The sequence below is a fragment of the Nostoc sp. DedSLP04 genome, assembly GCF_034530775.1.
Lineage (GTDB): Bacteria > Cyanobacteriota > Cyanobacteriia > Cyanobacteriales > Nostocaceae > Nostoc.
Window position 1 is genome coordinate 26853 of the sequence record NZ_JAVRCL010000050.1, and the last position, 25612, is coordinate 52464.

The 25612-nt window shown below is 40.4% G+C and carries 11 protein-coding genes and 1 pseudogene; 6 read left to right on the forward strand and 6 right to left on the reverse strand.

Annotated features, from left to right (window positions below; translation table 11 throughout):
• Positions 1–721 precede the first annotated feature (721 nt).
• The 6 genes from RMX89_RS24455 to RMX89_RS24480 all read right to left on the reverse strand — a co-directional run bounded on the left by RMX89_RS24455 (position 722) and on the right by RMX89_RS24480 (position 7697).
• Entirely contained in the window at positions 722–1981 is a 1260-nt protein-coding gene (locus tag RMX89_RS24455; RefSeq protein ID WP_322670395.1) for a glycosyltransferase family 2 protein, read from the reverse strand.
• A gap of 161 nt (positions 1982–2142) precedes the next feature.
• Positions 2143–2610, reverse strand: a complete 468-nt coding sequence (locus RMX89_RS24460; protein WP_322684589.1) for a DUF2141 domain-containing protein — start codon at positions 2608–2610, stop codon at positions 2143–2145.
• Between the two features lie 167 nt (positions 2611–2777).
• Positions 2778–3788 carry a glycosyltransferase family 2 protein gene (locus RMX89_RS24465; protein ID WP_322670397.1) on the reverse strand — a complete coding sequence of 337 codons (1011 nt, stop codon included), beginning with the start codon at positions 3786–3788 and terminating at the stop codon, positions 2778–2780.
• Between the two features lie 238 nt (positions 3789–4026).
• A complete protein-coding gene (locus RMX89_RS24470) occupies positions 4027–5031 on the reverse strand; it encodes an NAD-dependent epimerase/dehydratase family protein (RefSeq protein ID WP_322670398.1) in 1005 nt (334 codons plus the stop codon).
• Between the two features lie 204 nt (positions 5032–5235).
• Positions 5236–6414, reverse strand: coding sequence for an ABC transporter permease DevC (gene devC / locus RMX89_RS24475; protein ID WP_322670399.1), 1179 nt, complete (start codon positions 6412–6414; stop codon positions 5236–5238).
• Positions 6415–6488: 74 nt separating this feature from the next.
• On the reverse strand, positions 6489–7697 hold the full coding sequence (locus tag RMX89_RS24480; protein ID WP_322684586.1) for an ABC exporter membrane fusion protein: 1209 nt from the start codon (positions 7695–7697) through the stop codon (positions 6489–6491).
• A 1331-nt stretch (positions 7698–9028) separates the two neighbouring features.
• On the opposite strand from RMX89_RS24480, the pseudogene RMX89_RS24485 reads away from it, so the two are divergent.
• The 6 genes and pseudogenes from RMX89_RS24485 (at position 9029) to RMX89_RS24510 (ending at position 25068) form a co-directional block, all read left to right on the forward strand.
• Positions 9029–9307: pseudogene (locus tag RMX89_RS24485) on the forward strand (hypothetical protein).
• A gap of 224 nt (positions 9308–9531) precedes the next feature.
• Entirely contained in the window at positions 9532–14961 is a 5430-nt protein-coding gene (locus RMX89_RS24490; protein ID WP_322690775.1) for a polyketide synthase, read from the forward strand.
• A gap of 113 nt (positions 14962–15074) precedes the next feature.
• Entirely contained in the window at positions 15075–16802 is a 1728-nt protein-coding gene (locus RMX89_RS24495; protein ID WP_322690776.1) for an SDR family NAD(P)-dependent oxidoreductase, read from the forward strand.
• 188 nt (positions 16803–16990) lie between these two features.
• Positions 16991–21739, forward strand: a complete 4749-nt coding sequence (locus RMX89_RS24500) for a PfaB family protein (protein WP_322690777.1) — start codon at positions 16991–16993, stop codon at positions 21737–21739.
• Positions 21740–21874: 135 nt separating this feature from the next.
• Positions 21875–23551, forward strand: coding sequence for a PfaD family polyunsaturated fatty acid/polyketide biosynthesis protein (locus tag RMX89_RS24505; protein ID WP_322690778.1), 1677 nt, complete (start codon positions 21875–21877; stop codon positions 23549–23551).
• Between the two features lie 2 nt (positions 23552–23553).
• Positions 23554–25068 (forward strand): thioester reductase domain-containing protein, encoded by a 1515-nt coding sequence (locus tag RMX89_RS24510; RefSeq protein WP_322690779.1) that lies wholly within the window; start codon positions 23554–23556, stop codon positions 25066–25068.
• Positions 25069–25612 lie beyond the last annotated feature (544 nt).

Sequence of the window (25612 nt, forward strand, 5' to 3'; positions counted from 1 at the left end):
GGTTTTTAACTTAGGATTTACGCAGCAAATGTTTCATGAACATCCTGATTATTTGGCTCAGAAATTCCCACTAATACAACTAGACTAAGGATTTACGCATTGTTAAATAGCTGAAATTTTAGATTTTGAAGTAGATGTTTATAGTGCTTCTAGTTTGTGTGCAATAGAGTCCGATCTCTCTCTTTTTAGAAGAGATGCTTTGAGGCGCTCCCCTGACAGCAACAAAGGTTTTCCGCTTTCCTATTTTCTTAGGCTACGGTATACACAGGGGTTTTACCCCACCCTAACCCTCCCCTTATAAAGGGGAGGGAACTAGATAAATTTCCGGTCTCCCCCCTTTATAAGGGGGGATTAAGGGGGGTAAATTCAGGGTTTGGGCTTCATTACCAAGATATGTGTACACCGTAGCTTTTTAGGAGAGAGTTAGAGAAAGGTATGGAAAAGGTTGGAGATTAAGTAGACTCAATTGCAAACACGTATATAAACCTGGGTTAGAAACTATCAAAACATCCAAATTGCTAAGTCAAAATTCCCCTTAATATATTTGTCTAAACCCTTGTAAAAAATGTAAATACGTTTTGGTAATCAACAAGTAAAAACGTATATGTTTACAAGGTTATAGCTAATATAGTTCTACTAAATATAAGATAATATAATTTGAAGACTAGGGAATGTTTAGTGTAATAACTTTCATGCCCTAGTTGATATTTAGCGATTTAATTCAAAGAGAAACCTTGCTATTAATCGGTTGATCCAACCATTGATAAGGGCGATATTCCACTAAGCGGACATTCCAAGGCCCTTGCACGCGATAGCTGACACCGCGCCAGGTGACTGTTGATGTCCACAGAGATGATAGCATCGCTAACCCATAAACCCACTGTGTCAACGGAATCCCAATCAACATTTTAATGATTGTAGCAGCTGATAATTTGGCGATCGCCTGGTCATTAGAGCGAACTACTCGCTGTATCTCTAATTCCAACACCAGCATTATCAAGAGTAATCCGACAGTGTAAACTCCATAGCAGACTAACAACAGAGCCGCAGCTTCCCATTTTGCCTCTAACAACGACTCTAGAACTAACACGAACAGTAGAGTCGGAAACAAAATGCTAGAAACAGCTTCACTCACAAGAGCCAACCAACGGGGATGATACAGTCGAGAAAAAAGGATAAGGCGCTTAAGATAGTCTATTAAGTTGAATAAATCAGTCTCTTCACGATTGACTATTAGCAGCGAAGGCACAAACTTTACCTGAAAACCATGTTTTTTCAGGATGTCGTGCATCATAAAATCTTCGCCTAAAGCTTGTCCCCACTTATCTAGCAGTTCTGTTTGGCGAAGCACTTCTGTTTTCACAGCCAAAGTTCCACCCCAAGGAATCTGGAAGATAAACATTTGCACTACTGTAGAGACATTGCCGACGTACCGCACTAAAGAACCCCAATACCTGCCTGTTGGTACGTACCACCGATTGCCGGTTGTTGCGCCTACTTTCGCATCGCTTAGAGGACTGACTAATTCTCTGAGCCAATTGAGATGAACTATAGTATCAGCATCGACTAAAGCAACCACCTTGTAGGAGTCGTCCAACTCTCGGACAGCTTGGATTAAAGAACTGCATTTGAGACTACAACTGTTACGTACTATTCTCAAAGGGCTGATTTGAACGTTGGTTGCTTCTTGCTCTGTGATGGTTTCACTAGCAATTTTCCAAGCAGGATCTTCGTGACTATCAACGATTAATTTTAAATCATACTGTGGATAGTTTTGATTTAGGAGCGATCGCAAACATCTAGGCAAAAACGGATCGGCTCCGCGTAAGCAAAGAATTACTGCTGTTTTCGGTAGCTGATCGTCTGGCAATAAGTTTTTTTTAGACGAGCGCAGATACCATATAAAGACAAGCGTAAAACACACCTGAATAACCAGCCAACCCATCAAAGACTTAGACAGAAATATTGCCAAATCTTCCATTAAATTTTTAATCTCCGACAGAATGAGGGATTGGGCATGGGGCATTGAGAAGAGATAAGGTAGACAAGGAAGAGGGGGGAGACAAGGGAGAGAGTTGTTCAAAAATTCCCCCTTGTCCCCCTTGTCCCCTTGTCCCCTTGTCTCCCCACTCCCCATTCCCTTTACGAATCCAGCGAATATTTCATGATGATGTTAACTGTTGTATTTTTGTTGACAACAAAACTGGCATCACGAAACTTTGGTGTACCTGTTTGTATGGACACAGTTGGATTTTTAGAAATTCCAAAACCTTCTTTAGGAATTCCGAAAAAGTCTTTATTGAGTTTGCGATCGCCATTTTGATCGTCAACTACAGCGACAGCATAAGTTCCAGGCTTCAAACCGAAGAATTCTTTTTTTACAGAAGTGCCAGTAATTTTAGCGCAGCCACTTTGAGCTTCACTAGTACTATTCATTGGAAATCCTTTTTCATTTGCATAAACTCGAAAGCAAATCTCACCTTTTTTGTGATGTATTCCATTTACTACAACATTAAGTGTTGCAGTTGGCTCTGCGTTCACTGTTTTAGCAAAGCTGATGCTCACTAAAGTAGCAAGTAAAACATGAGATAGTTGAGATAGTTTCAACATAATTTTGTAACCAGAATAGGTAATTTTGATTCGTTAAAAGTGTGGTTTGTTGTTTTTTTATTAGACCTCCCTTTATCTCACGCCACTTGCTACAACGGAGCGAACCTCCGCAACGCAGTGGCTCCCCGATATATTGGGGGGAAACTTGAAATCTTGCCCCCTTCCCTTTACAAGGGGAGGGTTGGGAAGGGGTGATTCAAGGATTTTTGCAAGAGGTCTATTGATGCTTTTCGCCAACCTTTCCAAAGTCTTGGCAGCACTATTAGCAAATCTTTCAGTAAAAGATATTCTGTTCCTTTTAACTGCTGGTGTAAACTTCTATGACAACATAGCCGTTCATTCAAACTCAGGGGACTACGCCATATAGAGAGTATATACTCCCAGATTATTCTCCAATGTGGGAATAAAATTTGTCCTTTCTTTGCTGAATCAAACCACACTGTATATGCATAAAAATCGGGGAGCATACTCAAGAATGATTTTTGGTTTTTATTTGTTAACAACAAATAATTGGGAAAGAACATACTCATTGATTGTTGCGGATGACTTCTGAAGAAAAACAGGTATTCAGGGATTTCATAAAACCTACCAAGAATACCAAGTCTTAACAAAAGAATTCCATCTGCATTACCATAGCCACCCATAGGTGGTATCTTTTTCAAAGCACTAGCGCGAATTACCCCGTAACATTGGTTGCATAAATGCTTGGTCAGCAATTCGTGAAAACGCTCCTGTGGTTTTAGTGCATCTGCCTTGACTTTGATATCGTAATTTTGGATAAAATTCCCCTGTTCATCAATGAAATATGCCTGAGAGTGACACAAGATTATAGTAGGATCTTGGTCAAGCACTTCAACACACTTCTTGATAAAATCTGGAGAATGTAGATCGTCATGAGCTGCCCATTTAAAATACTCACCCGAAGACAGTTTCAAGACGCGATTAAAGTTACCAGCACAACCGATATTCGTGTCATTGCGGTAGTAACAAATACGTTGGTCTTGCTCGGCATAAGCTCTACAAATTTCCTCAGTTTTATCTGTCGATGCGTTATCTGAAATAATAAGTTCAAAATCTTCAAAGGTCTGAGCCAAGAGTGAATCTATGGCTTCTTTGAGAAATTTTTCACCATTGTACACAGGTAATCCGATGCTCAATCGTGGCTGATTGCGACTCATAGAAAACAAGTATTCGGAAAATCTGTGGATTATTTTCTGCTTAATCGTAGTTAGGTAGACGCAACGTAAGAATTCAGAATTCAGGAGTCAAGATTAAGGATACTTTGATACCAAGCTGAATCATTTCAAGTAAATCAAGTGTCTTCTAGCTTCTTCATTTTGCAATTACTCTGTTAGCGATAGCGGGGCGTTTAGCCCATTCTGATTCCTGACTCCTGAATTCTCAAAAATCTGTGAACTATTTCACCAAGCTTTGAATATCTGTTTTTTGCAGCCATTCATGTGTTTGCTGCATTCCTAATTCTAGGTCAATTGTTGGTTTGTAATTTAACAGATTTTGGGCTTTAGCAATGGAACAAGCGTAAGGACGAGTCATAAAATCTATAGACTCTGGTAAAATATCAACTTTTTTACGAAACAGTTTTTGTCCTTGAACGCGTAGCTTTAGAAACAATTTGATTTCATCTTTCGATAATGAAAGGGGTGCTTGTAAATCTTCCATTGCTGCTAAACGCATAAAATACTCTTTCCAGGAAGTTTCTTGTCCATCAGTGATATTAAATATTTCACCGTAGATTTCTTTTTCCATCGCTAAAAAGATGCCATCAATCAGGTTATCTATATATACATGATTAATTACTCCTTTAGCATCATTAGCGCAAGCAAATAATTTTTGGCGCATCATCAGAATTGGTCTGACTATCCAGGGAATACTTCCAGGGCCATAAACATCTCCGGCTCGAATAATGATGATGCCAAAATCTGACGGATTATTCAGTTCTAGAAGTGCTGTTTCGGCTTCGATTTTCGTTTGACAGTAGGGATTATTTTCGCCAGAGAGTGGGCCGGATTCTGTAACACCATCAGGATAGTTAAAACCGTAAACCATCACACTAGATAAATGCACAAATGTTTTGACACCAGCTTGTTTAGCAGCTTTAGCCATATTGACAGTACCGCCAACATTCACATCACGAAAATGCTTAATTGCACCAGCTTCTTCAGCAATTTGCTCTGTATGTAAAACGATATCTACTCCCTGACAAGCCTTTTGAGCAATAGTAGAATCGGTGATACTACCAATAATTACCTCTACACCTAAATTCTGTAATTGTTTGTTCTGTTCTGTAGAACTTTGTAGTCCACGAACCTTCATCCCTTGCACTATGGCTAACTCGGCTGTACGCAAACCGACAAATTCATTAATCCCAGTAATTAGGAGAGTTTTGTCTTTGAGGTTCATAAAATCGAAATTATTGTTAAATAGGTGAATTTGATTTGTTAGATAAAAGACTTTAAGTAATACCAAATTTAAATATTGGTAAATCCTCTTAATCTAAAATCTAAACTTTGTATAAGAAGAATTTCTTTGTGGAGAGGCTACACTAATATTTAGATATCAGTTTATATCATGGGAAAATAATTTAATTATTTTGCTACCAAGTAGCTAGAAAATATCTCCCGGATCTGCGGAGCGAAGTTTATTGATAGCAAGCGCTCCTGATGTTATACACATTAAGACTGTTGAAGTTAAGACGATCGCTGCATTATTAGTGGTCATAACTATTGGTAGTTTAGTTGCTTCTGCTGCAAAACTATATAACAAGACAGAAGTAATAAATCCTGGGATATAACCTAAGATTGCCAAAATCAAGGCTTGCTGAAATACCACATTTAATAAATAGCTGTTGGCATAACCTATGGCTTTTAAAGTGGCGTAAGCAACGAATTGTGTAGCAATATTGCTGTAAAGAATTTGATAAACAATAACCACACCAACCACCGCAGCCATTGTCAACATCAAGTTAAGAATAAAACCAATGGGTGTTCTGACAGCCCAATAGTTTTTTTCAAAATCAATGAAGCCTTGGCGGGTAAAAACTTGGACATCATTAGGCAAACTTCCTTGTAAATTTTTCAGTACTGTTTCTGCATTAGTACCAGGTTTGAGGGAAATCAAGCCAATATCTATCATATCTGCTGGACGAGTATTAGGATTTATCCTCAAGAAAGTGGAGTCACTAACAAGTAAATTTCCATCTACCCCAAAGGAAGGCCCTAATGTGAATAACCCGCCTATTCTCACTTTATAGCCAATTAATGAATTGAAGGGAAATATTTCAACTGTTTGTGTAGTATCTCCGGCATTAAATTTTTCAGCTATTGGGCCAAACTCTGGGCGAGAACCCCGATCAAAAAGCACGACATCGGGAATTTTGAGTTTATCTAAATTTTTCTCTACTTCTGGGAGATTCATCACCGGTCTACCTGGATCGAAACCAATAACATATATTGAATATTTCTCACTAGTAGCCGGATTTTTTAGTTTGGCAAATTGCAAATACATCGGGCTAACTGACTCTACGCCATCAAACCCCAGAGATTGGTATAAACGAGTCCGCGAAAAACTTTGATTTGAGGTCAAAGATTTATATTGCGAACTAACTAAAAATAAATCTCCCTTGAGATTCTGATGGACTGCGGTTGCACTAGAATAGAGGGCATCTTGAAAACCAAGTTGCACAAACATTAGCAGCACAATAAAGCCAATCCCGGCTACAGCTACTAATAAACGAACTTTTTGTTGGGCTAGCTGTAGCCATGCTAAAGGAATTTTTAAAATCATGGATTTATTTATTATTTGTCATTTGTCATTTGTCATTGGTCATTTGTCATTTGTGAATGACCTATGCCTTATGACTAAATATGAATGGCGACATCGACTTGTAAGTTAGTGAAACGAGCGACCTTTTCACTGTCGGCGGGATTATCAATGGAGATTTTTACTTCCACTATTCTGCGGTCTGTATCTGAACCAGGGTTGAGGCTAAAGATGCTTTGTTTATCAACTTGCCAACCAATTTCTTTTACAGTTCCTTTTATTGTTCCAGGAAATGCAGTGCTGGTAATGGTGGCTTTTTGTCCTACACGTACTTTTTGAACATCGGTTTGATACACCTCTGCAATCACATACATTTGAGATGTCTTACCTATCTCAGCAAATCCTCTGCTGGTGCTAATTACTTCTCCAGTTTTGGCGTGAATTTTCAAAATTTTGCCATTTATGGGAGATTTGATGTAACTTAAATCCAAGTCGGCTTTTGCTTGTTGAACAGAAGTTGTGGCACTATTGACTTCGGTTTGTGCAACTTGAACATCTACGCTACGCACTTCACTAATACTTTTGAGTTGTGCTTCTGCTTGCTTGCGTTGTTCTTGGAATGTGTCTTGAGTTCGCTTGAGGGTGGCTTGAGCTTCCGTTAGCTGCTGTTGTGTAGTCTTTAGTTGCAAAGCTTTGGTATCTGCTACAGAAGCCGCGATCGCACCTTGTCTATATAATTGCTGATAGCGATTATTCTCGGCTTGAGCGTTGTCTACTTCCGCTTGGATGCGGTCAATTGTCGCCTGTTGTGTCGCAACGTCTCCTTTATATTGTGGCTCTAAACGAGCGATCGCAGCCTTTTGAGCATCGACATCTCCGGTTTTAGCTCCCGATTTCACCTGCGCTAGTTTAGCTTTGGCAACTTGGAGTTTGTCTAAAGCCTGTTGCAACGCGGTTCTAGAACGACCATAGTTTTCTAGATATGCCAGTAATTGCCCTGCTTTAACCGCATCTCCTTCTTTCACCAACAGTCTATCTACTCGCACCCCATTATTAGAAGTGGGAGCAGTCAAAGTAGTAACTTCGCCTTCTGGCTCTAAACGTCCCAAGGCTGTCACAGCAACTTTCGCAGGCGTGGCAGCTTTGGGAGGATTTGCTGGGGCTGTCACAACTTTGGGTTTAGACCAATAAGGTGTCAAACTATAGAAAGCGATTAATCCAGCCGCTAAAGTGAGAGAAGCTGCTAAAATTACTTGCGATCGGCCTACGGGTTTTCTGAATAATCGACTTTCTTTATTTACTGCCATATTTTCATTCCAATTCTGCTTTTTTAGAGAATATCCTGGTTATATTTAGTCGATTAGAATAGACTCATCCGCAAATTACCAAGAGGGCTTTTCCTCTAAGATTTATACCTTAAATTTCGTGGATGCATCTAAATTGGTTTTATATGAATTGTTGTACGCTTTTACCGCCCAAACTTAGTATTGTGGCGTGAAAATTAATGGCGTGTTACTTCAAAGCTTCCTAAGTTATATCCTAATTTGTCATCTAATCCCGTAGCGTAAAATACAATAGCGCTAGCCAGCAAACTTAACTCTCAATAACAACGAAGCGCTAATAAAAATGAGATCAAAACCTGGATAAACTTGTTATCAAGTATGGACTAAAAGTTGATTATTGTCAACTAATTGAATTTGCATAAGTCCTGATTCTCTCACTAAAAGATTTCATCACAATCAGATAAGGTGCTGAAAAAAATGTACCAATCGCTAATCTATTGTCTAGCAATTGAATACGTACAAATAGTTCGTTATTAAGCAGATTTGATATTACTAACAGATTATTATTATCGAGGTTGTGTAATATAAGACATTCTTATAGCGATTTGTAGCAGGGGTAATTGATGAATTGCCCTTACTTAAGCTATTAGCTCTGTTATTGATTGCACAGGTCAGTGGTAGATGAGATGCAAAACCTGAGCTTTGCTTAAGTTGACTGTTTACCGAAAATTCATTTAACTCATATTATGTTTATCTAGCAACATACTTAAAATTAATATTTGCTTTATAAATAACCACTTTGCTTCTTAACTTGACTTATATTAAAAAATAACCAAAAACTTTGACTCAATTATGATGCTTTTCTGAGAAACAATACTTGTAGTTATTGCATTTATATATGTATTCATTGAATTGTTACTTACTAGACAACAGATTTGTAGTGTTAACTTAACCAAGAAAATATTTATGTTTAACCCGTAGGTAACAAAATTTTTCACATATTTATTTAGTTATAAATTATACTTTTAGGCTAAATTTATTCAAAAATTCTATCAGTAAGAGTATATGGTTATTTATAAAATAAGTTTAAAGGAATGATTTAGTTTTTGTAAAATATGCTAGTATTTTTATTAATTCAATGCTTTAAAGTGGTTAAACAAACTAGTTATTTAATTAATATTTTGAAATTAAAAAATAACTAAAAATAACTGCGTTGTCATTATCTAGCGATCGTTTAATTACTTTTCCAACTTGCATAAACTCGGATTAAAGGCGGTGTCTTTTCTGTAACGAAATTGTCAACTTTACTAGGTCATATACCATAAAATATATTATCCTGGACGTTAAAACTAGCTATGACCTTGATTGAGATACAGAACGTTTTTATTAACACCAGCTATATTGCTGTGTTTAGGCTAGATAATCAAACGGTTTCGAGTGAAAAAAACGTTTCTGTTTCCTTAGCTACTCCTCAGTTTTCCTCGCTCCAGTAGGATACCATTGCTCAAAATCTCTACTATTACAAATGGATTGAATTCACTGGTCAAGCAGCTATTACACTCCAAGACTATTTTACCAGTTTTAACAACGTCATCGACCGATTGCCACAATATCAAGAGTCTAGCGTTGGATAACATTTTTTCGCGATGTCTACGACGGGCTACGCCTACGCAGTGTGCCAAAATCGCCTATAAATCTAAGGCTTTGTCAGGGCAGTATGTGTCGTGTGGTGTCGATTTGAAGAAAAGCATTTAGCACAGATAGGATAGCTAGCTGCTTACAAGACGAGAGATTTTCATTATTTAGTAGGCAACAGAAATTACTGTAACTACACAATCCACAGTACTAACTATGCCCTATGTCTGCTTATTCAATTAATACTGCCTTAGCGGAGTTAGAGAGCCTTATCAATAATTGTGAAAAGGCTGTGATGAGGTCTATAGAGGAAAAAAACATGAAGTCAGATAAATCAGATAAATCAGTGTCAATTAACAGAATTAACAGACAATTACAACATAATCCTATTGCCATCGTTGGGATGGCTTCTCTATTGCCTCAAGCCAGAAACTTGCGGGAATACTGGCAAAATATAGTAAACAAAATTGACTGTATTACTGATGTTCCTTCGACTCACTGGAGCGTCGAAGATTATTACGATCCAAATCCTAGAACTACTGAAGATAAAACCTATTGTAAAAGAGGTGGATTTCTTCCAGAGGTAGATTTTAACCCGATGGAATTCGGCATACCACCCAGCATTTTAGAAGTCACAGATGTATCGCAACTATTAAGTTTATTGGTTGCGAAAGAAGCGATGGAAGATGCTGGCTATGGCGAAAAACGTGAATTTAACCGCGAGATGGTTGGGGTAATCTTAGGCGTGGCTATGGCCAAGCAATTAGGAATGCCACTTTCTGCCAGGTTGGAATATCCGATTTGGGAAAAAGCGCTTAAAAGTAGTGGTTTATCTGACGAGGATACCCAGAAAATCGTTGATAAAATCAAAAGCGCTTATGTGAAATGGGATGAGAACGCTTTCCCTGGAATGTTAGCTAACGTAGTCGCGGGTAGAATTGCCAATCGCCTAAATTTTGGCGGGATGAATTGTGTAGTTGATGCCGCTTGTGCTAGTTCCTTTGGTGCTTTAAAAATGGCAATTAGCGAGCTAGTTGAGCATCGCTCTGACATGATGCTGACTGGTGGTGTTGATACCGACAACACGATCATGGCTTACATCTCTTTCAGCAAAACACCAGCGGTTTCTCCTAGTGAAAATGTCAAACCTTTCGATGCTAAATCTGATGGGATGATGCTGGGTGAAGGTATCGGGATGATTGTCCTCAAACGGTTAGAAGATGCGGAACGGGACAACGATAAAATATATGCCGTAATTAAAGGTATTGGTACTTCCAGTGATGGGCGTTACAAGAGCATTTATGCTCCCCGCAAAGAAGGCCAAGTCAAGGCCTTAGAACGTGCTTATGAAGATGCCGGCTTCTCTCCCGCTACTGTTGGTTTGATGGAAGCACATGGTACCGGCACAATGGCTGGAGATCCGACAGAATTCGGTTCTTTAAAGGACTTCTTTGATGTGCATGATGACAAAAAGCAGCACATCGCTTTGGGTAGTGTGAAATCGCAAATCGGACACACAAAAGCGGCTGCGGGTGCGGCGAGTTTGATTAAAACTGCTTTGGCTTTACATCACAAGGTATTACCACCAACAATTAACATCACTGAGCCGAACCCCAAACTCAACATTAAAACTTCATCCTTTTATTTGAATACTGAAACCAGACCTTGGATTCGTCCAGAAGGGGAAGCGCCAAGACGCGCAGGTGTGAGTTCCTTTGGATTTGGCGGAACCAACTATCACGTTGTTTTGGAAGAATATGAAGCTGACCAAAACGCCGCTTACCGCTTACATAGTGATGCTAGTGAAGTGCTGTTGTTTGCTCCTACAGTAGAGCAATTGTTGAGCAAGTCGGAAGATATTTTAGGTAAGTTGCGATCGCCTGAAGCAAATACACACTATGCACAATTAGTCAATGAGTGCAAATCACAACAAATTCCTCTCTCTGCTCCTCGATTTGGGTTTGTAGCCGAGAATCTGGAAGAAGCTTGCAAGTTACTGCAAACTAGCATTGACTGGCTGAAACTCAAAGGAACAGCAGCATCTTGGGAGCATCCCCAAGGGATTTATTACCGCTCCTCTGGTATGGAGTTGGGCGGAAAAGTTGTCTCTCTATTTTCTGGTCAAGGTTCGCAATACTTGGAGATGGGACGCGAACTGGTAATGAATTTTCCTTTGATGCGCCGTCTTCATGGTTATATGGATAGCCTGTTGCTCAAAGATAATTTACAACCGTTGTCAGAAATCGTTTTTCCTCATCCTGTGTTTGGAGAGGCAGAAAAAAATGTCCAAATTGCTGCCTTACAACGCACAGAATACGCTCAACCAGCCATCGGGGTGTTGAGTGCAGGGATGTACAGCATATTGCAACAAGCTGGATTTAAGTCAGATTTTGTTGCCGGTCATAGCTTTGGTGAACTAACAGCGCTATGGGCTGCGGGGGTTTTGAGTACGGAAGATTACTTGTTCTTAGTGAAAGCTAGGGGTCAAGCAATGGCTGCACCCGAAGATCCAGATCATGATGCGGGAAGTATGCTGGCTGTCAAAGAAGACATCAGCAAAGTGGAAGCAGTGCTGAGACATTTTCCCCAAGTTGCGATCGCTAATCAAAATTCTCCGACTCAATTTGTCTTGGCTGGCCCTACCGGAGAAATAGTGAGAGTCAGAGAGGCTTTACACGAGAAAGGATATACAGCTGTATTGTTACCTGTTTCAGCAGCTTTCCATACACCGCTAATCGCCTTTGCTCAAAAATCCTTTGCAATCGCCACCAAGTCTGTCAAATTCCAAAGTCCCAAAATCCCTGTTTACAGCAACGTCACCAGTAAGCAGTATCCCAAAGAACCCCAAGGTATTCAAAAAATCCTGGAAATGCACCTCTCCAACTCAGTGCTGTTTAAACAGGAAATTGAAAATATCTATGCGGCGGGTGGTACTTGCTTTGTGGAATTTGGGCCGAGAAGAATTCTCACCAACTTAGTAAAAGATATTCTTGGCGATCGCCCTCACATCACCGTATCTTTGAACCCCAGCACCCAAAAGAATAGCGATCGCTCTTTGCGGGAAGCGGTTGTGCAGTTGCGAGTGATTGGTTTGGCTTTGAATAACCTCGATCCTTACCAACTTCCCCAAACCATACCCCCAATTGAGACGAAGAAGACATTAAGTGTCCGTTTAAACGGGATAAACTACAGATCCGAAAAAACGAAAAATGCCTTCGCTCTAGCTTTGCAGGATGGGCATAAAGTTACATTACCCACCCCCGAATATTCTGATGCGGCTCCTTTGTTTAGCAGCCCAGGTGTAACTCCAACTCTCGCAGCGATCGAGACTAACGGACATAAAAAATCCACCGCAACAATGAACGGTGTCAGTTCTAATATCATCACCCAAACAGAGCAACAAATGAATCCTGTGACCCTTTCACAACCAGCCCAGGAATCTAAGATGCAACCAACGCCAGAAAAACTTACAAATTACCAACAACTTTTAGCAAGTTTAGAATATCTCCTGACACAGTTTCAGGAAAATCAAGCCGAGAATTTACAAGTTCACGGTACTTATCTCAACCATCAAATGGAATACGCTAAAGCGTTTTTCCAACTGATGCAGCAGCAGAATTCCTTGTTGAGTGAAAGTAAATCAACAGCCGAAACTGCCAAAATGAAGCTAGTTGTCATGGAAAGCTTAGAGCGTAGCATGATGCAGTTTCATTCCCAACAAGGTGAAACCCTACGCATCCATGAGCAATATCTTCAAGAGCAGTTGGAATATACTAAGAGCTTTTTCCAACTCATACAGCAAGAGTATTCTCAAATCATCTCTGGTGAGGGAGCAACTCAACTAACAGAGAAACTCAGCAATTTCACTCCGTTCACTATAGAAACAACTGTTAGTGATGCACCCGTACCCGCTACTACCAAGATAGTAGAAAGCCAACCTTTGCCTGTAACTGAGCCTGTAGCTAAAAACGGCTCAACAGTTACTCAAGAACCTCTACCGGCTGCTGTAGAGCCTGTAGTTGAAACTCCTGTATCCCCAGAGACAAGATCAATAGCGTCTCTACTTCCCACACCGCATTTCGCAACTGTCGAGACAGTAGAGCCACCTGTCCCAGTAGTAGAACCCCAAGCTGAGGTTGTAGTCAAAATTAGCTCACCTCCAGTCAACGACGTTGTTGTATTCACCCCAGAGCCAGCACCCACAACTGCTGCACCTGTATCTGGCGCAACCATCGATATTGTTGACTTGGATAAAAACTTGTTAGCCATCACCAGCGATAAGACCGGCTACCCAGTCGAGATGCTGGAAATGGACATGGATATGGAGGCTGATTTAGGAATTGATTCCATCAAACGGGTGGAAATCTTAGGGGCGCTACAAGAAATGTACCCCAACCTACCCAAGCCCAATTTAGAAGAACTGTCAGAAAAACGCACCATCGGTCAAGTTGTAGAGTATCTGCAATCCCACGCTTCCAAAAGTATTACTGTAGAAATTGCAGTTCACGAAGTACAACAAGCAACCGAGATTTCAGTAGAGGCTGCACCAGTAGTTGAGGTAGTAACTTCACCTGAACCAAGCGTAGTTGTCGCATTTACCCCAGAACCAGAAGCTGCTCCCGCTACAAGTGATGAATTTGCAAACTTAGGCGAAACCCTGTTAGCCATCACCAGCGATAAAACCGGTTATCCAGTCGAGATGCTGGAACTAGAAATGGACATGGAAGCCGATTTAGGGATTGACTCGATTAAACGGGTAGAAATCTTAGGGGCGATGCAAGAAATGTACCCCAACTTACCCAAACCGAATATCGAAGAACTCGGAGACCTCCGCACTATCGGTCAAATAGTCGATTACCTACAGCAGTTGGCTGGAGGTGAAAAAAAAAAGTCTGAACCTGAGTTTGTCCAACAGCAGCCACCAGAATTAGAGCATAATATCCAGCGCCATCTCGTCAAACTCAGAAGCCTACCACAGCCTGATTACTTGGATTTCGCATTACCAGAGGGACACATCGGTTTAATCACCGATGATGGTTCCCTCACCACTTATAAATTAACCGAATCCCTAATCGAGAAAGGGTGGAAAGTAGTAGTTATCAGCTTTCCCCAATCGCTCATCGCCCAACAAGCGCCCTTACCCGCAGGAGTAACCCGCGTCACCTTAGCAAACTTAAGTGAAGAACATCTTCAACAACAATTGCAAGCGATCGCATCTCACTGCGGAAGGATTGGGGCTTTCATCCATCTACATCCGATGTTTGTAGGAAATCACACCGGAAGTATTTCTTATAACGAATCAGAAAAGGCGATCGTCAAGCATGTATTTTTGATGGCGAAACACCTCAAACCCTCCCTCAACGAAGCCGCAAAGCATGGACGTAGTTGTTTCTGCACAGTTGCTCACCTTGATGGAGCCTTCGGTTTAGAGTACAAAGTCAACTTCGGTGCGATCGGCGCTGGTTTATTTGGATTAACCAAAACTCTGAGATGGGAATGGCCAAAGGTATTTACTCGTGCGATCGACCTAAGCCCCAGACTTGATGCTAAACAATCAGTACAAAACATCATCGCCGAACTTCACGACCCCAACCTTTATATAAGTGAAGTTGGCTATGGCTCACAAGGACGAGTCACTATTATCGCCGATTAATCTCTTCTCTCTGCGCTCTCTGCGTCTCTGTGGTTCGTTTAAAAAAAACCGCAGAGGCGCAGAGGACACAGAGGAAGAAAAAACCAAAATTATGCAGGTATTCACGAGGATTTATGACACAAACAGCCCAGCTTAGTCCATCATCTGTCTTTGTTGTGAGCGGCGGTGCAAAAGGGATTACGGCTGAGTGTACTATCAGATTAGCCCAACAGCAACCCTGCAAATTCATCCTCCTCGGTCGCTCTGAACTATTAGAAACCGAGCCAGATTATGCTCAAAATTCTGATGAATCCGCATTGAAAAAATGCATCATGGAAAATCTTCTTTCTCAAGGAGAGAAGCCCACACCCATGAATGTGCAAAAAATATATAACAAAATTACCTCTAGCCGCGAAATTAAAAAGACTCTTGCAGCAATTGAAAAAACCGGAGCTAAAGCAGAATATATCAGCGTCGATGTTACAGATACGCCAGCTTTACAAGAAAAACTTGCCACTGCTGTGCAAAATATCGGGCCAATTACAGGAATCATTCACGGCGCTGGAAACTTAGCTGATAAGTTAATTGAAAAGAAAACAGAAGAGGATTTTGAAAAAGTTTACACTGCCAAAGTTCAAGGTTTAGAAAACCTGTTGGCTTGCATCAACCCTAATCAACTTCAGCATCTAGTTTTGTTCTCTTCAGTAACAGGATTTTACGGAAATCCCGGACAATCTGATTATGCGATCGCAAATGAAATTCTGAACAAATCAGCCCATATATTTAAGCAAAGTTATCCTTCATGTCATGTCGTCGCTATCAACTGGGGCGCTTGGGATAGTGGGATGGTGACAGCAGAATTAAAGAAGATTTTTCAAGAGCGAAAAATCGAAATAATTCCCATTGCGGTTGGGGCACAAATGCTAGTTAAGGAAATGGATAATACCAATCATGCAACCTCACAAGTTGTTATTGGTAGTCCACTAGTTCCAATGGCTACAGAGCTAGATTCAGAACTACGAACCTATCGTATTCGTCGCCAAATGACATTGGAGGCTAATCCATTTTTACACGATCATACGATTGCTGGTTCTCCTGTTTTACCAGCAACTTGTGCAATGACTTGGATTATCAATGCTTCTGAACAATTATATCCCGGTTATCGGTTGTTTAATTACCAAGATTTTAAGGTTTTAAAGGGGATTACCTTCAATGAAACATTGGCAAAGGAACATATTTTAGAAATAGAAGAAATTTCTAAAGTTAATCTCGAACGAATCGAACTTAAAGCCAAAATTTCGAGTAAAAACCCTGAAGGGAGAATCCATTTTCATTTTAGCGCTCAACTCAATCTCCAGCGAGAAATCCCAGATGTACCCACTTATGAATCTCTCAATCTCGAAGAAGATAATATCATCACCGCTACAGGAAAAGATTTTTATCAAAATGGTGGGGCTACATTATTTCATGGCCCGGCTTTTCAAGAAATCAAAAGAGTTTTAAACATCAGCCCTGAAAAAATTACTACAGAATGTCTCTGGCCAGAACTCACCCCACAGCAACAAGGACAATTCCCTGTCCAATGGGTTAATCCTTACACCACTGACTTGAGTATGCACGCCTTATGGGTTTGGACACAACACTTTCATGAAGAAGGTTGTTTACCTGGAAAAGTAGAAAAATTTGAGCAATTTGCGATGATACCACATAACGAAACATTTTACGTTTCTTGTGAAGTACTATCTAAGACACCAAGTAGTGCGATCGCAAACTTCATCATACACGATCGCCAAGGTAAAATCTATTCACGAATGCTCGGTGCTCATGCCATTATTTGGTCAATGAAAATGCTCAGAAGCTAGTAATCAATCAAGTTGAAAGTTCGTAGTAAGGACTTTAGTCCTTCTTAATATAAGCACTAAAGTGCTTACTACAAACTATCAAAATCTTAGGATTGCTATAACTTGCCTCGTTCAAAGTTTGGGGAACAGCGTAAATCCTGCCTTTTAATTATCTCTTGCTAAATACCCAAACTCGGAGCATATAAATCGTGGAAAAAATAGCCATCATCGCATTATCATGCCTATTCCCCGATGCAAAGAATCCTGAAGAATACTGGCAAAACATCGTTAATCAAAAAGATTCGACATCCTCTGCAACCGTCGAAGAAATCGGAGTAGAACCGACAATATTTCACAACCCAGTCAAAGGTACACCAGACAAAACTTATTCCCTCAAAGGCGGGTACATCCGCGATTTCCAGTTTAATCCATCTGAATACAATCTACCATCAGAATTTGTTGACGGCTTAGATAACACCTTCAAATGGTCGTTGTATGTCGCTAAACAAGCAATTGAACAAAGTGGTTATTCGGGTAATCAAACTGTTCTAGCGAAATGCGGCGTAATTTTAGGTAATTTGTCATTCCCAACAAAATTATCTAATCAATTATTCTCTCCAATTTACCAGCAAGCTATTAATCCTGCTGTCAGAGAACTTTTGCAGGATGAAGATTTTGATTTAGCTTTCCCAAGTGCAACTAAAGCGTCTTTATACAATGCGATAATATCTGGTTTACCAGCATCTATCGTTGCTCAAGCACTATCTTTATCTCAGATTAATTTATGTCTGGATGCTGCTTGCTCATCATCATTTTACGCGATTAAACTAGCATCTCATTACTTATGGTCACACAAAGCTGATGTCATGTTAGCTGGAGCCATCAGTTGTGCAGATTCGTTATTTGTGCAGATGTTATTTTCCGGTGTTCAAGGATATGCAGAAAACGGCATTAGCCGCCCCTTAGATAAATCCTCTAGAGGGCTAATTCCCGCCGATGGTGTTGGGATGGTAATGCTGAAAAGATATTCTGATGCTGTTAGAGATGGCGATAATATTCTCGCTACCATCTGCGGTAATGGACTATCAAATGATGGGAAAGGTAAACATTTACTGAGTCCTAATCCTAAAGGACAAGTTCTAGCTTTTGAACGAGCCTATAACGAGGCAAAAGTTAGTCCCAAAACCATCGATTATCTAGAGTGTCACGCCACCGGCACATTACTCGGAGATACAACCGAATTCAACTCCATCGAAACATTCTTTGGTCAAAATCAAGCTGCACCTCTGATAGGTTCTGCTAAGGCAAATACTGGTCACTTGCTAACTGCTGCTGGCATGGTTGGCTTGACTAAGGTGATTTTGAGTATGTCTCATGGGGTAATTCCACCAACCATGAATGTTTCGGAACCTTTAACGTCAGAAAATGGTACAATTTCCGCCGACAAGATTATTAGAACAGCTACAGCATGGCCTAATAATAACGCACCAATTAAACGGGCAGCTATTAGCGCTTTTGGTTTTGGCGGCACTAATTCTCATCTGATTTTAGAACAAGGAAATACAACAGAATCAGTTGAATCAACTTTGCCTGTTCTACCTACTAAAGTCGCTATTGTCGGCATGGATGCCTTTTTTGGTAGCTGCAATGGTTTAGATGCTTTTGAACGCAGTATTTATGATGGAACACAGCATTTTACTTCCCTACCGCCTCAAAGATGGCATGGGATAGAAAATCAAGAAAATGTTTTGAAAGAGTACGGTTTAACAGATGGAAAAGCGCCAGTTGGGGCATATATCAAAGATTTTGAAATCGATACTTTATCGTGCAAAATCCCACCGAACGAAATAGACAAGTTAAATCCACAACAATTGTTGCTTCTGAAGGTTAGCGATCGCGCCGTCCAAGATGCGAAACTACAGGAGGGTGCTAATGTGGCTGTGATTGTCGCCGCCGAGACAGAATTCTCTGTGCATCAGCTACAGCAAAGATGGAATCTATCCTGGCAAGTTAAGGACGGCTTACTCAACCAAGGAATTTCTCTACCTGCTGAACAACTGGCGCAACTGGAAACCATTGTTAAAGATAGCATTCACCAACCAGTAGAAATCGGCGAATATGTAAGTCACATCGCCAACATCATGGCGAGTCGGATTTCGGCTTTGTGGAATTTCACAGGCCCTGCATTCACCGTCAGCGCTGGCGAAAATTCTGCCCTCAAGGCGTTGGAAGTTGCCCAAATGCTACTTGCTACGGGAGAAGTAGACGCGGTGGTTGTTGGTGCAGTAGATTTAGCAGGTGGTGTGGAAAATGTATTGTTCCGCAGCCAATTTGCACCAATTAATACGGGTGTAAATACGTTAGGTTATGACCAACAAGCCAATGGCTGGACGGTTGGCGAAGGTGCGGGTGCTGTCGTCCTCAAGCGCTACGAAGCTGCTAAAGAAGACAATGAACGCATCTATGCAGTAATTGATGCCATGAGTTTTGCACAAGGTAATTCTACTTTCAGTGACGCTTTGGTAAAACCTGATGCCTCAGCTATCAGCAATGTCTGCAAACAAGCTTTCGAGATGGCAGAGATTCAACCCACAGAGGTTAACTATGTGGAAGTCTTCGGTAGTGGCATTCCCCACGAGGATGAAGCGGAAATCACAGGTTTACTGCAAGCTTATCCGAAAGTGGGCAATGGTTTGCACTGTGCATTGGGTAGCGTCAAAGCTAATATCGGCCACACCTATACAGCATCGGGAATTGCTAGCTTAATCAAAACCGCTCTCTGTCTTTATTACAGGTATATTCCCGCCACACCCAAATGGTCTGGTGTCAAAATACCGCAAGTATGGGAAGGTAGCCCTTTCTATGTGGCGATGGAATCAAGACCTTGGTTTGTCGATAAAGGCGGTACACGCAGAATAGCAGCAATTAATAGCCTGGGTATAGATGGCAGTTACGCCCATTTAATCTTATCGGAAGAACCCAGCCAAGAGGAGCGCGACAACAGATATTTGCAACAAATGCCTTTTCATCTGTTCCCTATCGCAGTTAGCGATCGCTCCACTATACCCGATATCCTAAACCATCTCCAAAAATCCATCGAAGCCAGTTCTTCTTTATCAGCTACTGCCAGTCAAACATTCGCTACCTTTCAACAGCAATCTGATCCAAAATACGTCTTATCAATTGCAGGACGTAACACAAAAGAACTACTTAAAGAAATTGAATCTGCCCGCAAAGGTGTAAATAATGCCTTTGAGAATGGTACAGATTGGCAAACACCAATAGGAAGTTATTTCACAGCGAAACCATTGGGTAAAACTGGAGCAGTTGCTTATGTTTACCCCGCAGCAGTCAATTCTTATATCGGCATTGGTCGCACCGTATTTCGGTTATTTCCGAAAGTCTTCGAGGACTTAAAAAGTAACAATCTCTACAATCGGGCTGCCGATGTTGAAAAGCTAGTTTATCCCAGAAGCTTACCTAAATTGACAACGAGACAACTAGAAACTCTTGAAAAGCAATTGTTAGATGATTCACTGGCAATGTTTGAGAGTGAAATCGCCTTTGCTAGATACATGACGGCAATTTTCCGAGATGATTTTAAAGTCAAGCCGCAATCTGTATTTGGGTATAGCTTGGGTGAAACTAGTATGATGGTTGCCCAAGGAGTTTGGAGTGATTTTGAGGGCGGAAGTAATACCTTAAACTCATCACCTCTATTTGGTGATAAGTTATCTGGGCCAAAAAATGCTGTGCGTGAATATTGGGGATTAACAGATTCACCAAATAATAATTTTTGGAATACTTATGTTCTCATGGCTACTCCATCTCAAGTTAGAGAATGCCTGAAACATGAGAATCACGTTTACTTAACTCAAATCAACACACCAGAAGAAGTATTAATTGCTGGTAATGATGCAGCCTGTAAACGAGTGATAGCAACTTTAGGTTGCAATTCTTTCCCCGCTCCCTTCGACCATGTGATACATTGTGAGGCGATGCGATCGCAGTTCGAGGAAATCAAGAAGGTAAACAGCTTACCATCACAAAATCTTCCTGGGATTGTGTTTTATTCTGCCGCCGATTATCAACCAGTTGCACTCGAAAGAGATGCGATCGCTCACAACATCGCCAAAGGATTGTGCCAAGAACTTGATTTTCCGCAATTAGTTAATCGTGTATACGATGATGGGGTGAAAATATTCCTAGAAGCAGGCGCAGGTAGTGTTTGTTCCCGATGGATTGATAAAATTCTCGGCAACAAAGAACATATCACAGTCTCTCTAAATCGTAGAGGAATGGATGACCATGCTTCAATGGTCAAAGCATTAGCAAAACTACTCAGTCATCAGGTAAACGTAGATTTATCACCGTTGTACAGCAAAGCTCAAGAAACCACTAATTCAAGTAAAGCAACATTGAGAACAGTTACCTTGGGTGGAAAAGCGATCGCTACTACAATTTTGAGCGAAGATAATCGTAACCTTGTTAAAGATTTCGCTGGTGATCTTAGGAGCGATCGCTTCAAAATACAGCATCCAGATATACCTAATCTCCAACAATCTGAAATCACAGATTCTCTTAACACTTCCAACCAAATAACCCAAGAGGAAAATTACTCCCCTAACATCTTGCCTCAGCCAGAAGAAGTAAAACCGAAAAATATCATTGATAACGTTTTTGAAACGAGAGAACAATTACAATCTTCTGAGTCAAGCGCAATTAGACAACCAATTTCTCTTTCTTCTTTGCCCGTCAGAACTCAAAAAATTAGTAGCATCATCAGCATGTTTGATTTAAATAAGACCCAGTATCAAAAGCTTAATGCTAATAATTCAAAGATAACTAAAGCACACACTGCCTTCTTACAAGCTAGACAAGATTACAGTCAGCAAATGAGCGAAATCATTCAATTGCAACTAGCTTGCGCCCAAAATTTGCTTAACGACGAATCTTGACATAAGTCTACATACTTCAAGCATCAATAACCTTGGAGAAGGGGAAAGGTGAACTGATAAAAGGAAAATATTTCTTCCCTATCCCCCACTCCCCACTCTCCTTATTTAATAATTGTAATCCGAGGGATAACTGCCGTGACAACCGTAGATACGGTACTAAGTAAACACGATAATGGCCTCAATTTCTCTTCCTGGTCATATAACAAAAACCAGGTTTGGAAAGGTTCTTTAGAAACTGTATCTTTTGAGAAACAAACCATCAAAGAGAAATTGATGGTGTTAAATAAACCCTGCTACATCGTGAAAGTTGCCGGAAAAATCGGTGTCACTAATGAGGGTTATTTATCCCCTGGTGATAATGGCACAACAGCACAAGTAGAACTGCTGACATTTGCAGCACCAATCCGCATTCAACAATTTGGAGATCCCAATTTTCTCTCCTCTCATGGAGTGAAATATGCCTACGTTACCGGCGCAATGGCTGGCGGAATTGCTTCTGAAGAAATGGTAATTGCGCTCGGAAAAGAGCAAATTTTGAGTTCCTTTGGTGCAGGTGGTTTAACTCCAGAACGTTTGGAAGCAGCCATAAATCGCATTCAACAAGCTTTACCTCAAGGGCCTTACGCATTTAATTTAATTCACAGTCCCAATGAACCAGCGATTGAACGCCGGGCTGTAGATTTATATCTCAAATATCAAGTGAGAACAGTAGAAGCCTCTGCATTTCTCGATTTAACCCCCAACATTGTTTATTACCGTGTTGCTGGATTGGGTTTGAATAGCGCCAATCAAATTGAAATCAAAAATAAAATCATTGCCAAAATTTCTCGCCGAGAAGTTGCTACTAAATTTCTGCAACCAGCACCGGCCAGAATAGTCAAAGAACTTCTTGAGCAAGGATTAATTACTGAGTTACAAGCAACCCTTGCAGCCAAAGTTCCGATGGCTGATGATATTACCGTCGAAGCTGATTCTGGAGGTCATACAGATAACCGTCCCCTGGTTTGTGTGTTACCTTCTATTATTGCCTTGCGGGATGAAATTCAAGCACAATATCATTACCAAACACCAATTAGAATCGGAGTAGCAGGGGGAATTGGTACACCACAATCAGCATTAGCAGCTTTCATGATGGGTGCTGCTTATATAATGACCGGTTCCATTAATCAGTCGTGTGTTGAATCTGGGGCTTGCGAACATACCAAAAAGTTATTAGCTCAAGCAGAAATGGCTGATATGATTATGGCCCCAGCAGCAGATATGTTTGAAATGGGAGTCAAATTGCAAGTTCTCAAACGGGGTACAATGTTCCCCATGCGAGCGCAGAAATTATTTGAACTCTATCGCGCTTATGATTCCATTGAAAGCATCCCCCTTGCAGAAAGAGAGAAATTAGAAAAGCAAGTTTTTCGCAAAACTATTGCTGAAGTATGGGAAGGAACTGCGGCTTATCTGTCCCAAAAGAATCCTGAGAAACTTGGGAAAGCAGTTAATAATCCTAAACTGAAAATGGCGTTGATTTTTCGCTGGTATTTAGGATTATCTTCTCGTTGGTCTAGTTCTGGTGAAAAAGGTAGAGAAGTCGATTATCAAATTTGGTGTGGCCCGGCAATGGGCGGTTTCAATGACTGGGTACGCGGTTCTTATTTGTCTGAACCAAATAATCGTGGTGTAGTTGATGTTGCTAATCAAATTATGACTGGTGCAGCCTTTTTGTATCGTGTCCAAAATTTGAAAATTCAAGGACTGCAAGCTTCCGATTATTACAGTCAATATCACCCTGTTCGTTCTACATCATTGTTGGAGCTTTAAAAATGACTATAAAACAGTCTTTCACCGCAGACGATATTCAAATATTTTTGGTATCTAACTTAGCTAAATTGCTAGGAGTCGCAACTGATGAAATAGATGTCAAGGAACATTTAGAAAATTATGGGTTGGATTCAGCCCAAGCAATGATTCTAGTAAGTAACTTAGAAAAGTTACTAGGATTTCAACCATCTCCATTGCTACTGTGGCATTACCCAAATATTGAAGCTCTTTCACAGCGTTTAGCTGAAGAAGTGCAAGAAGGTTCACCAGTTCAAGATACAAAGGTAACACCCTCTAATCCCAACGCTGCACCCTCAATTCTAGATTTAGCTGCCGAGGCTGTTCTTGACCCTACCATCCATCCCGGTGCTGCATCTAATGTGCTTGTGGGTGAACCCAATAACATATTTTTAACTGGAGGAACGGGCTTTTTAGGAGCTTTTCTCATCCGGGAACTGCTACAAGAAACTAATGCGGATATCTATTGTTTAGTACGTGCTGCTAATGCTCAAGAAGGTAAAAGCAAACTCCAAAAGAATCTGGAACAGTATGCAATTTGGCAGGAAGAATTTAGCTCCAGAATTATTCCGATTGTCGGCGATTTATCTCAGCCTTTGTTAGGTGTTGGTTCGGAACAGTTTCAAATTTTAGCTGGCAATATTGATACTATATATCATAGTGCTGCTTTGTTGAATTATGTTTTTCCATACTCTGCACTGAAGGCAGCCAATGTTTTAGGAACACAAGAAGTTTTGAGGCTAGCTTGCCAAATTAAAGTTAAGCCTGTACATTACGTTTCTAGTGTTGCTGTTTTTGAATCGACTGCTTATGCTGGCAAGGTTGTTAAAGAACAGGATGAATTCAATCATTGGGAAGGTATTTATCTTGGTTACTCACAAACTAAATGGGTAGCTGAAAAGTTAGTTAAAATTGCTCGTGACCGTGGACTTCCTGTAACTATCCATAGACCACCACTGATTTCTGGTGATAGCAAAACAGGCATTTGTAACACACATGACTTTATCAATTTGATGACCAAGGGCTGTCTACAAATGGGATATTTCCCTGATGTAGATTATATGTTGGATATGTCACCTGTGGACTATGTAAGTAAAGCGATAGTTTATCTATCACGCCAAAAAGAATCTATAGGTAAAGCTTTCAATTTACAACATCCCCAACCTGCTGCTTTGAAAATGCTAGTTGAGTGGATACGCTCTTTTGGTTATTCAGTTGAAATGATTCCCTATGAAAAATGGCAATCTGAGTTAATCAATAATGTGACTTCTGTGGACAATCCTTTGTACACTCTGCGGCCATTTTTGTTGGAACGTTGGTCTGATGAACAACTGACTATTCCTGATTTGTATTTACAAGCTAGAAGACCTCATATTAGCTGCCAAGATACTCTTCATGCACTAGCAGGTAGTTCTATTGCTTGCCCTCCAATTGACTCTCAATTGTTTATGACTTATACTGCCTACTTGATTCAAAGCGGCTTCTTGAATCTCGCTTAGTAATTCATAAATTGCGTAGGATGTGTCAAGGCTAAATTGTTGCAAAAAAAAATTGTAGTAGCGCGGCAAGCTGAATTTATTGGGTTGAATTATTCTGTTAATGATTAGAGTTTGGTTTTGTGAGTTTTTTAAACCCAACATTTTAAGCATGTCACGCTAGTAGGTTGGATTGAGGAAGGAAACCCAACATTTTCAGAGATTGGTTGGGTTGAACGAAGTAAAACTACAAATCTTCAAAACCTACGCAGTATTGCACTGCCATCTACATTTAATGCACTATTTTAGCCTTGACACGCTACTACAAAATAATTTTCTTTAGTCCATGTTTTTTAAAACTCAGTACTACTGAATAACCAATATTTCAGATGCCAGCAATAACTTATACACTAACAGCGGCAATATAATTGCCCTGTTTTTTTATGCTCAATCATGTAAATTTTTAGTATTCACCTCTTGACAGAAGCAATCGAGGATAGAATGGTTAGTGTCTGGCATAAAAGTTTAATTTTACCCGCTTGCTTTTGTGAGTAATCAAAAGTGACAG